The sequence below is a fragment of the Mesorhizobium sp. genome (genome assembly GCF_041661565.1).
Lineage (GTDB): Bacteria > Pseudomonadota > Alphaproteobacteria > Rhizobiales > Rhizobiaceae > Mesorhizobium.
Genome location: NZ_JBAZUD010000165.1, coordinates 1 through 10268, shown reverse-complemented (window position 1 = coordinate 10268; position 10268 = coordinate 1). Strand labels below are relative to the sequence as shown.

General features: G+C 64.0%; 11 protein-coding genes. 3 read left to right on the top strand and 8 right to left on the bottom strand.

What is annotated here, in order from left to right; all coding sequences use genetic code 11:
* Both WC739_RS22185 and acs read right to left on the bottom strand, forming a co-directional pair.
* The coding region (locus tag WC739_RS22185; protein ID WP_372955142.1) for an MOSC N-terminal beta barrel domain-containing protein at positions 1-447 on the bottom strand (447 nt) is incomplete at its 3' end.
* Positions 447-2402 (bottom strand): acetate--CoA ligase, encoded by a 1956-nt coding sequence (gene acs / locus WC739_RS22180; RefSeq protein WP_372955141.1) that lies wholly within the window; start codon positions 2400-2402, stop codon positions 447-449. The genes acs and WC739_RS22185, both read right to left, overlap by 1 nt.
* A gap of 305 nt (positions 2403-2707) precedes the next feature.
* Here acs and WC739_RS22175 point away from each other — a divergent pair, with 305 nt between their 5' ends.
* Complete coding sequence (locus tag WC739_RS22175; protein WP_372955140.1) at positions 2708-2980, top strand: usg protein; 273 nt, start codon at positions 2708-2710, stop codon at positions 2978-2980.
* A 235-nt stretch (positions 2981-3215) separates the two neighbouring features.
* Here WC739_RS22175 and WC739_RS22170 read toward each other — a convergent pair whose 3' ends face one another.
* Positions 3216-4250 (bottom strand): aldo/keto reductase, encoded by a 1035-nt coding sequence (locus WC739_RS22170; RefSeq protein WP_372955139.1) that lies wholly within the window; start codon positions 4248-4250, stop codon positions 3216-3218.
* Between the two features lie 57 nt (positions 4251-4307).
* Complete coding sequence (locus tag WC739_RS22165; RefSeq protein WP_372955138.1) at positions 4308-5489, bottom strand: MFS transporter; 1182 nt, start codon at positions 5487-5489, stop codon at positions 4308-4310.
* Between the two features lie 117 nt (positions 5490-5606).
* Between WC739_RS22165 and WC739_RS22160 the strand changes: the two genes are divergently transcribed.
* The gene (locus WC739_RS22160) at positions 5607-6515 is read left to right on the top strand and encodes a LysR family transcriptional regulator (protein WP_372955137.1); all 909 of its coding nucleotides are present in this window, start codon (positions 5607-5609) and stop codon (positions 6513-6515) included.
* 165 nt (positions 6516-6680) lie between these two features.
* Here the strand turns inward: WC739_RS22160 and WC739_RS22155 are convergent, their stop codons facing one another.
* From WC739_RS22155 to WC739_RS22140, 4 genes are all read right to left on the bottom strand, one after another.
* The gene (locus tag WC739_RS22155; RefSeq protein ID WP_372955136.1) at positions 6681-7730 is read right to left on the bottom strand and encodes an aldo/keto reductase; all 1050 of its coding nucleotides are present in this window, start codon (positions 7728-7730) and stop codon (positions 6681-6683) included.
* Positions 7731-7862: 132 nt separating this feature from the next.
* Complete coding sequence (locus tag WC739_RS22150) at positions 7863-8264, bottom strand: type II toxin-antitoxin system VapC family toxin (RefSeq protein WP_372955135.1); 402 nt, start codon at positions 8262-8264, stop codon at positions 7863-7865.
* A complete protein-coding gene (locus WC739_RS22145; RefSeq protein WP_372955134.1) occupies positions 8264-8518 on the bottom strand; it encodes a type II toxin-antitoxin system Phd/YefM family antitoxin in 255 nt (84 codons plus the stop codon). Before WC739_RS22145 ends, WC739_RS22150 begins: the two co-directional genes overlap by 1 nt.
* Positions 8519-8591: 73 nt before the next feature.
* A complete protein-coding gene (locus tag WC739_RS22140) occupies positions 8592-9254 on the bottom strand; it encodes a YggS family pyridoxal phosphate-dependent enzyme (protein ID WP_372955133.1) in 663 nt (220 codons plus the stop codon).
* A gap of 154 nt (positions 9255-9408) precedes the next feature.
* Between WC739_RS22140 and WC739_RS22135 the strand changes: the two genes are divergently transcribed.
* Positions 9409-10268: class I tRNA ligase family protein (locus WC739_RS22135; protein WP_372955132.1), on the top strand; the 860-nt coding region annotated here is incomplete at its 3' end.

Here is a 10268-nt window from a genome sequence, read left to right as displayed (position 1 = left end):
GCCCTGCGGATGCAGCGCCTTCAGCCGTGCCATGGACGCGGCGGTGAGAAGATGGATCGGGGCCCTGGCGTAGCGCTCGGCGGTGAACGGGCCGGAATATTCCTGCGGAGCGTTCTCGCGACGATAGGGCCGGATCGAAGCCTCGAAGCCGAGAAAGGCCGAAAGCGCGCGGTCGGTTTCCGGATCGGGCGCCGGCAGCCAGTTTCCGCCGGGCACCGCGACCTCGAGGCGGTGGTCCGCGTCCAGCCGGGCATGGATCAACGGTACCCTGTGCCATTTCGGCCCCCGGTCCGGCCGGGCGATCTCACCGTCCGCGGCATCGACCAGCCCGAACAGGCGGTCGCCGTCGACCGTCGACCGGCCAACGCTGAGAGCGTCCAGCCGCTCGCCGGCGAGCGAACTCGCGGGATAGCGCCACAGGTCGGTGACGGTGCCCAACATGAACATCAACCCTTCTTGTTCTGCCGGTTGGCGATGAGATCATCGACCACGGCCGGATCGGCGAGCGTCGAGGTGTCGCCGAGTGCCGAAAAATCATCCTCGGCGATCTTGCGCAGGATGCGGCGCATGATCTTGCCGGAGCGGGTCTTGGGCAGGCCCGGCGCGAACTGGATCTTGTCGGGCGAAGCGATGGCGCCGATCTCCTTGCGGACATGGGCGACGAGTTCCTTGCGCAGCTCCTCGCTCGGCTCGACATCCCGCATCAGGGTGACGTAGCTGTAGATGCCCTGGCCCTTGATGTCGTGCGGGTAGCCGACGACCGCGGCCTCCGAAACCTTGTCGTGGCTGACCAAAGCGGATTCGACTTCGGCCGTCCCCATGCGATGGCCGGAGACATTGATGACGTCGTCGACGCGGCCGGTGATCCAGTAATAACCGTCGGCGTCACGGCGGCAGCCGTCGCCGGTGAAGTACTTGCCCTTGTAGGTCGTGAAATAGGTCTGCACGAAACGCTCGTGGTCGCCATAGACGGTTCGCATCTGGCCAGGCCAGGAATCGGTGATGCAGAGATTGCCGTCGGCGGCCCCTTCCAGCACCTTGCCATCGCCGTCGACCAGCTGCGGCTTGATGCCGAAGAAGGGCCTTGTCGCCGAGCCAGCCTTGAGGTCGGTGGCGCCCGGCAGCGGCGTGATCAGGATGCCGCCGGTCTCGGTCTGCCACCAGGTGTCGACGATCGGCACCTTGCCGTTGCCGACGATGTTGAAATACCACTCCCAGGCTTCCGGATTGATCGGCTCGCCGACCGAGCCCAGCACGCGCAGCGACTTGCGCGATGTCTTCGTCACATGCGCGTTGCCGGCGCCCATCAGCGCGCGCAGTGCCGTTGGGGCGGTGTAGAAGATGTTGACCTTGTGCTTGTCGATGACTTCCCAGAAGCGCGACTGCGACGGGTAGTTCGGCACGCCCTCGAACATCAGCGTGGTAGCGCCGTTGGCGAGCGGCCCGTAGACGATGTAGCTGTGCCCGGTGACCCAGCCGACATCTGCGGTGCACCAGTAGATGTCGCCGTCATGGTAGTCGAAGACATACTGGTGCGTCATCGAGGCATAGACGAGGTAGCCGGCGGTGGTGTGCAGCACGCCCTTCGGCTTGCCGGTCGAGCCCGACGTATAGAGGATGAACAGCGGATCCTCGGCCTTCATCTTCTCCGGCTTGCAGTCGGCCTTCACCGACGCGACCTCCTCGTGGTACCAGACGTCGCGGCCCGGCGCCCAGCCGATCTTGCCGCCGGTGCGGCGCACGACGACGACATTCTTGACCATCACATGCTGCCTGGCGGCGATGTCGATCGCCTTGTCGGTATTCTCCTTCAGCGGGATCGGCTTGCCGCCGCGCAGGCCTTCATCCGATGTGATGACGAAGGTCGATTCGCAGTCGACGATGCGGCCGGCCAGCGCGTCCGGCGAGAAGCCGCCGAAGACGATCGAATGGATGGCGCCGATGCGCGTGCAGGCCAGCATCGCATAGGCGGCCTCCGGGATCATCGGCATGTAGATGGTGACGCGGTCGCCCTTCCTGACGCCGTGCTTCTTCATCACATTGGCGAGCCGGCAGACATGCTCATGAAGCTCGTTGTAGGTGATCTTCTTGTCGTCGTAGGGGTTGTCGCCTTCCCAGATGATGGCGGTCTGGTCGCCGCGCTTCTTCAGGTGCCGGTCGATGCAGTTGTAGGAGACGTTGGTCAAGCCGTCCTCGAACCACTTGATCGAGACCTTGCCGTCGAAGGAAGTGTTCTTGACCTTGCTGAACGGCTTGAACCAGTCGATGCGCTTGCCATGCTTGCCCCAGAACTTGTCCGGGTTGCCGATGCTGTCGGCGTACCATTTCAGGTAGGTGTCATTGTCGATCAGCGCGTTCTTCTTCCACGCCGGCTGGACGCGGTGGACATGAACCTCGGACATTTCTTCTTTTCCTCCCGAACAAGCCCACCGACTGAGCCGCCGGTGGTGTCGCGGCCAAGCGGCGGCGAATTCGGCGGCATTATTACCAGTTCCGCCGTGACGGCAATATTAGACATTCGGTTTGCGCGGCGGGATGCCGCAGACGCATTACCGGCTGCTGTCAGCACTCGCACGACTTCGCTGCTAAGCGTCTGTTTTCGCGCTGAAAAGTCTGTTTGCGACCAAGCGAAAAATCAATAGACAGTTAAGCAACCGCGCGCACATTATGACGTTGGGAGGAACGGAGACTCAATCTGGGGATTGCCATGCGTGACCATTCCGAACTGGATCTGATGCTCAAAGGCTACGGCCTGACGACGGCCAAGATCCTTTATCACTTTCCCGACCATCCGCATTTGCTGCAGAGCTTCGTCTGGCAGGATTACGATCTTGCTCCGAAATTTCCCATGCTGGTCAAGTTCATCGAGTTCTGGAAGGCCAAGCTCGAAGGCCCGCTGCATTCGGTGGTCTACACCCACCAGAAGCTGATCGCGCCGAACGAATGGCGCAAGCTGGATGGCGAGTTCGTGCTGCATTAGGTGTTGCTGTTCCGAGGTCGTTGAGGTTGGCGCTCTACGGCGCCCCCCTCTGTCCTGCCGGACATCTCCCCCACAAGGGGGGGAGATTGGCAGTTCGCCGCTTCGTCATCCATCAAACGTTGGAGATCGGCGAAAGCCGAAGTGACATCCGATCTCCCCCCTCGTGGGGGAGATGTCCGGCAGGACAGAGGAGGGCGCTGTCCCGCTAAGCTTCGGCTTGGCCAATGCGGCGAGTTCACACCGCCGGCGGGTTGAGCCGGGCAAAGCCTTCCTGACGCCGATAGGGGAAATACGGGTAAGGCGCGGTGACTTCGCTTGCGGCGTCGAGTGTTTTCACCTGCTCCGGTGTCAGCGTCCAGCCAACGGCGCCGAGGTTCTGGCGCAACTGCTCTTCATTGCGGGCGCCGATGATGACCGAGGACACGGTCGGGCGCTGCAGCAGCCAGTTGATGGCGATCTGCGGTACGGTCCTGCCGGTCTCTTCGGCCACCGCGTCGAGCGCATCCATGACGCGGTAGAGATGTTCGTCTTCCACCGGCGGTCCGAAGCTTGCCGTTTCGTGCAGCCGGCTCTTTTCCGGCAGGGGCTGGCCACGGCGGATCTTGCCGGTAAGCCGACCCCAGCCGAGCGGGCTCCACACCAGCGCGCCGACGCCCTGGTCGAGGCCGAGCGGCATCAGCTCCCACTCATAGTCGCGGCCGACCAGCGAATAATAGACCTGATGCGCGATGTAGCGGGCGTAGCCATGCTTGTCGGCTTGTGCCAGCGACTTCATCACCTGCCAGCCGGAGAAGTTGGAGACGCCGACATAGCGCAGCTTGCCGGCGCGAACGAGATCGTCGAGCGTTGACAGGACTTCCTCGACCGGCGTGCCGGCATCGAAGGCATGCAGTTGCAGCAGGTCGATGTAGTCGGTGCCAAGGCGCTTCAGTGCCGCGTCCACCGACTTGATCAGCCGCGAGCGCGACGAGCCGTAATCGACGGGGCCGTCGCCCATCGGCAAGGAGGTCTTGGTCGAGATCAGCACGGCATCGCGCCGGCCCTTGATGGCTTCGCCCAGCACTTGTTCGGAGGCGCCGCCCGAATAGACGTCCGCCGTGTCGAAAAGATTGACGCCGGCCTCGAGGCAAATGTCGATCAGGCGCCGCGCTTCCACGGCGTCGCTGGTGCCCCAGGCGCCGAACAGCGGACCGGTGCCGCCAAAGGTTCCGGCGCCGAATGAAAGCACCGGAACTTTCAGGCCCGATGCGCCGAGGGATCGATAGTCCATTTTTCTACTCCTGATGGTTTGGAAGACGAGGTTTCGAATCCGGTCTCGCCGGGTGGGTCACAAGCGGATAGAGGCAGGCGTGCCAGGCGCGGTGCCGCGATCGAGATGCAGCGCCAGTCCGGCGACGGCGAGGGCGGCGACCGGCAGCAAGGCGGCGACCCAGGTCAGCGATCCCAGCCCGAGACCGTGGGCGATGACCGCGCCGCCTAGCCACGCGCCGGCGGCGTTGCCGAGGTTGAAGGCGGCGATGTTGAAGGACGAGGCGAGGCTCTGGCCCGCACCCTGGGCCTTGTCCAGCACCCACATCTGCAGCGGCGCCACGGTGGCGAAGGCGGCGGCGCCGAGCAGGCCGACATAGATGACGGCCAGGACCTGGCTGTGGATGGCGAAACTCATGGTGGCGAGCACCAGCGCCAGCACGACGAGACTGCCAAGCACCGCCGGCACCAGCCAGCGGTCGGCGACCTTGCCGCCGGCGAGGTTGCCGGCGATGAGGCCGCCGCCGAAGACGAGCAGGATCGGCGACACGGCCGCTTCCTTGAAGCCGCTGATCTCGGTCAGCAGGGGGGCGATGTAGGTGAAGACAGCGAAGACGCCGGCATAGCCGAGCACCGTGGTGGCGAGGCCGAGCAGGACGGGCGTGCGGCGCAGGACGGCAAGATCGGCGCGCAGGTCGCTCTTCTCGGGTGCCGCCTCGCTCCGCGGCACCAGGGCCAGGATGACGGCGAAAGCCGCCAGGCCGACCAAAGTCACCGCCCAGAAGGTCGCCCGCCAGCCGAAGGCCTGGCCGAGCCAGGTGCCGAAGGGCACACCGAGGATGTTGGCGATGGTCAGGCCGGTGAACATCAGCGCGATCGCCGAGGCCTTCTTGTTGGGCGCGACCAGACCTGTGGCGACCACCGAGCCGACGCCGAAGAAGGTGCCATGCGCGAAGGCGGTGATGACGCGCGCACCCATCAGCGTCCAGTAGTCGGGCGCGAGCGCACAGGCGAGATTGCCAAGCGTGAAGATCGCCATCAGCGCCAGGAGCACGGTCTTGCGCGGCCAGTTTCCGGTGGCGATGGTGAGCAGCGGCGCGCCGATGACGACGCCCAGCGCATACCCCGAAATGAGCTGGCCGGCGGCCGAGATCGAGACGCCGAGATCCTTGCTGACATCGAGCAGCAGACCCATGATGACGAATTCGGTGACGCCGATGCCGAAGGCGCCGGCGGCGAGGGCGTAGAGAGCGAGAGGCATGACGAGGTCCACTTCGGTGCAGAAGGCGCCGTCCCGCGCCTCACGGGAAAGATCGTGCGACCGGCCACTGTGAACCAGACTTGATCACGGCACACTGTCTGTGAAATAGTTTCACAAATGGCCAGGCCCGACATCAACCGTTCCGGGGAAATCGAAGTCTTCGTGCGCGTCGTCGAGGCGGGCAGTTTCTCCGCCGCCGCGCGCGCCTTGCGCATGACGCCCTCGGCGGTCAGCAAGCTGATCGCGCGGCTGGAGGCGCGGCTCGGCGCCCGGCTGGTCAGCCGTTCGACACGCAGGCTGCAACTGACGCCGGAAGGAAGCGCCTTCTATGAGAGCGGGTCGCGCATCCTGGCCGACATGGCCGCCGCCGAGCGCGAAGCGGCTGCGGGCGCGGCACCGCGCGGGCGGTTGCGCGTCAACAGCTACGTGCCGTTCGGAGTGCACCGGCTGGTCCAGCTTCTGCCGCGCTTCCTCGAGCGCTACCCGGAGATCTCGGTCGATCTGGTGCTGACCGACAACGTCATCGACCTGATGGCGGAACGTGCCGATGTCGCCATTCGGGCCGGACCGCTCGGCGAATCGAGGCTGGTGGCGCGCAAGCTCGGGCAAAGCCCGGCGGTGGTGGTCGCGGCGCCGTCTTACCTGAAGGCGCAGGGCATGCCGCTGAAGCCGGCCGCACTCCACACGCACAATTTGATGAGCTTCGGCTTTGTGCGGCATGTCGATGGCTGGCCATTCCTCGATGCCGACGGCAAGGCCATGATGGTCCCGATCACGGGCAATGCGACAGTCAGCGATGGCGAGGCGATGCGGGGCATGGCGCTTGCGGGCGTGGGCATCGCCCGGCTGGCGCGCTGGCATGTGGCGGACGATATCGAAGCCGGCCGGCTGGTGCTGCTGCTGGAGGCGTTCAATCCGGGCGACGCAGAAGCCACCCACGCCGTCTATGTCGGCCAGGGTCCGCACCTGCCGGCGCGGGTGCGGGCGTTTCTGGATTTTCTTGGCGAGAGCGTCAGGTTAGCCTGAGGGGGGTGCAATCGCTCGGGACCATCGACAGTTTCCGGTTTGGCGGAGACCGCCAATTGGCGCCGGCGCCGGGAAAAGAGTGACGGCGCGAATTCGAACCGGTAATGACTGTCCTGGATCGTTCTCGGGAACCGGTCGGCTCCCGAGATAGCCATGTCGACAGCCTTACGCCCTCGGGGTGAACGGCGCCGGCCGGCGACCGGCGGCCTGGCGCTCCAGCATCCAGCCGGGATATTCGGCCGGCAGGGCGCTGTTTTCGTCGAGGCGCACCAGATCGTCGGTGTCGAGCTTCAACTGCGTCGCGGCAAGGTTCTGCTCGAGCTGGTCCATGCGGCTGGCGCCGATGATCACGCTCATCACGAAGGGCTTGGCCAGGACATAGCCGAGCGCCACCGTGGCCACGCTCACATCGTGCTTCCTGGCGATCTCGCGCATGACGGCGACGGCCGCCCAGGCACGATCCTCGTTGACCGGAGGGAAGTTGAAGGACGCGCGGCGTCCCTCGCCATTGCCGGGTGCGCCCGGGCCGTATTTGCCGGACAGCAGGCCGCCGGCCATCGGCGACCACACCATCAGGCCGAGCTTCTCCTCGTTGATGAGCGGCACGATCTCGCGCTCGAGGTCACGGCCGGCGATCGAATAATAGGACTGGATGGTCTCGAACCGGGCAAAGCCCTTGCGGTCGGCGATGCCGAGCGCCTTGGCGATGCGCCAAGCCTGCCAGTTGGAAACGCCGACATAACGAACCTTGCCGCTGCTGACCAGGTCGTCCAGTGCCCGCAGCGTCTCGTCGATCGGCGTCACGGCGTCGGTGCCGTGCAGCTGGTAGAGATCGATGTGATCGAGTTGCAGCCGCTCGAGGCTGGCATCGACCGAATCCATGATGTGGCCGCGCGACGAGCCGCGCTGGTTGGGGCCCTCGCCCACGGCGGCGTGCACCTTGGTGGCGATGACCATTTTCTGCCTGTTGATGCCGAGATCCCTCAGCGACTGGCCGAGCAGCCGTTCGGACTCGCCGAAGGAATAGACGTCGGCAGTGTCGAAGAAATTGACGCCGGCGTCGAGCGAACGGGCGACGATGTCGTTGACGCCCTTCTGATCGAGGCTGGCGATCGCCCCCCACTGGGCCTTCTGGCCCGGGGCGCCGAAGGTCATGGTGCCGAGGCAAAGTTCGGAGACGAACATCCCCGTATTTCCAAGCTGATTGTAACGCATTTTGAAAGGCTCCAGCGAATGTCTGATGACGTCAAACAAATAGGAACGGTACGTTTCGTTTCAACGTTTGGCACAATGAGGCTTTGCGATTGGACTAAGGATACTGGCATGCGCATCAGGTGACGCAGGCAGCTAAACGTCCCAGGGGTTGAACGCTGTCACGCCTGTATCATCGAAATCGGTGACGTTGCGCGTCACAAGAATGAGATCATGGACAAGCGCGGTAGCTGCGATGAGGGTGTCGGCGCTGCCTCGTGTCCGACCGGCGGTGATCCGGCCCCAAGTCAATGCCACCTCTTCCGTGACCGCAAGTATGCGGTTGGCATTGTCGCGGCGAAGTTCCCGCAGCCAGAGATCGAGGCGCGTGGCTCTTTCGGCATCGACCTTACGCTGCTTGACGATCCCTCGTTCGATCTCGCCAATGGTGATGACGCTGAGATTGAGGGAGTCCGGATCGATCGAAGCCAGCCATGCCGTCGGCTTGGGAAGCCGCCTCTGAACGTCGTAAACGATGTTCGTGTCGAGCAGATACATCAGAGATCGACATTCCGTATCATGCCATCCGGGCGACGGTTGACCTCCTCGGCGAAATCATCGTCCCAAACCGGACCGGTTAGAAGATATTCGGTCAGGGATTTTTTCTTTCCAGCCAGACGGTCGTAGTCTTCGGCAGAGAGCACCACGGCGGCACGCTCGCCGCGCAGGGTCACTGTTTGGGGTCCCTCGCTGCGCGCTCGCTGGACGATCTTCGAGAAATTGTTCTTTGCGTCCTGCAGGTGCCAGTTCATTGCGCGCCTCCTAGCTAGCTTGGCTAGATATAGCATATAGGCGCCGAAGCAGCAAGGAATGGGTGATGACCGGCTAACGGCTACCAAAAATCGCCGAGCCGACCCTGACGCTGGTGGCGCCGAAGGCGATGGCCGTCTCGTAGTCGCCGGACATGCCCATCGACAGTTTTTCGACCCCGGCCTCACGCGCCAGCTTCTCCAGCAAGGCGAAATGCGGGCCGGGGTTCTCGTCGGCCGGCGGGATGCACATCAGGCCTTCGACGGCGAGGCCGTGGACATCGCGGCAGCGGGCGACGAAAGCCACCGCCTCGCGGGGCTCGATGCCTGCCTTCTGTGGCTCCGAACCGGTGTTGACCTGAACGTAGAGCCTGGGCGCGCGGCCCTGACGGGCGATCTCCCTGGCGAGTTCGGCGGCGATCTTCTCGCGGTCGACCGTCTCGATGACTTCGAACAGCGCGACCGCTTCCCTGGCCTTGTTGGATTGCAGCGGGCCGATCAGGTGCAGTTCGATATCCGGAAAGGCTTGCTTCAGGCCAGGCCACTTGCCTTGCGCTTCCTGCACGCGGTTCTCGCCGAAGATGCGCTGGCCGGCCTCGATCACCGGCTGGATGTCGGCGGCATCGAATGTCTTGGAAACAGCGACCAGCGTCACCGCGCCCGCTTCACGCCCGGCCTCCTGTTCCGCCGCCGCGATCCTGGCCTTGACCGCCGAAAACCGTTGGACAGTGTCGCTCATATGCAAATCCCGCTGTTTTTGACCCGCGTTTTCGACCGAGGCGATAGCCATATGGTTGACGGGTTTGTCAAACCATGGTGAACACCCGGACCACATTCCATGAACCGCCGAGCCGTCGCGCGGTCAGCGCATGCTTTTAAGTGAAAAACATCCCATGGCAACCGAACGATACAATCCGCGCGCGTCAGAACCCAAATGGCAGAAGGCCTGGGACGCCAGGAAGCTGTTCGAAGCGCACAATGACGATCCGCGCCCGAAATACTACGTGCTGGAGATGTTTCCCTATCCGTCGGGGAATATCCATATCGGCCATACCCGCAACTACACGATGGGCGACGTCGTGGCCCGCTACAAGCGGGCCAAGGGTTTCAACGTGCTGCATCCGATGGGGTGGGACGCCTTCGGCATGCCGGCCGAGAACGCGGCGATGCAAAACAAGGTCCATCCCAAGGAATGGACCTACCGGAACATCGCCGCCATGCGCGAGCAGCTCAAGGTCATGGGCCTGTCGCTGGACTGGGCGCGCGAGTTCGCCACCTGCGACGTCGATTACTACCACCGCCAGCAGATGCTGTTCCTCGACTTCGTCGAGAAGGGGCTGGTGACGCGCAAATCCTCCAAGGTCAACTGGGATCCGGAGGACATGACCGTGCTCGCCAACGAGCAGGTCATCGAGGGGCGCGGCTGGCGCTCGGGCGCACTGGTCGAACAGCGCGAACTGACGCAGTGGTTCTTCAAGATCACCGATTTCGCCCAGGACCTGCTGGATTCGCTCGACGGCCTCGATCAATGGCCCGAGAAAGTGAAGCTGATGCAGCAGAACTGGATCGGCCGCTCGGAAGGCCTGCTGATCCGTTGGCCGTTGGCCTCGGACGTGGCCGGCGAGCATGAGCTGGAAGTCTATACGACTAGGCCGGACACGATCTTCGGCGCTTCCTTCATGGCGATCGCCGCCGACCATCCGCTGGCCAGAAAGGCCGCCGAGAGCAATCCGACGCTGGCGAAGTTCATCGA

Bases quoted from the DNA above. Each gene is read 5' to 3' on its own strand.
- acs (WP_372955141.1), bottom strand. From the start codon at position 2,402: ATGTCCGAGGTTCATGTCCACCGCGTCCAGCCGGCGTGGAAGAAGAAC.
- WC739_RS22175 (WP_372955140.1), top strand. From the start codon at position 2,708: ATGCGTGACCATTCCGAACTGGATCTGATGCTCAAAGGCTACGGCCTG.
- WC739_RS22170 (WP_372955139.1), bottom strand. From the start codon at position 4,250: ATGGACTATCGATCCCTCGGCGCATCGGGCCTGAAAGTTCCGGTGCTT.
- WC739_RS22165 (WP_372955138.1), bottom strand. From the start codon at position 5,489: ATGCCTCTCGCTCTCTACGCCCTCGCCGCCGGCGCCTTCGGCATCGGC.
- WC739_RS22160 (WP_372955137.1), top strand. From the start codon at position 5,607: ATGGCCAGGCCCGACATCAACCGTTCCGGGGAAATCGAAGTCTTCGTG.
- WC739_RS22155 (WP_372955136.1), bottom strand. From the start codon at position 7,730: ATGCGTTACAATCAGCTTGGAAATACGGGGATGTTCGTCTCCGAACTT.
- WC739_RS22150 (WP_372955135.1), bottom strand. From the start codon at position 8,264: ATGTATCTGCTCGACACGAACATCGTTTACGACGTTCAGAGGCGGCTT.
- WC739_RS22145 (WP_372955134.1), bottom strand. From the start codon at position 8,518: ATGAACTGGCACCTGCAGGACGCAAAGAACAATTTCTCGAAGATCGTC.
- WC739_RS22140 (WP_372955133.1), bottom strand. From the start codon at position 9,254: ATGAGCGACACTGTCCAACGGTTTTCGGCGGTCAAGGCCAGGATCGCG.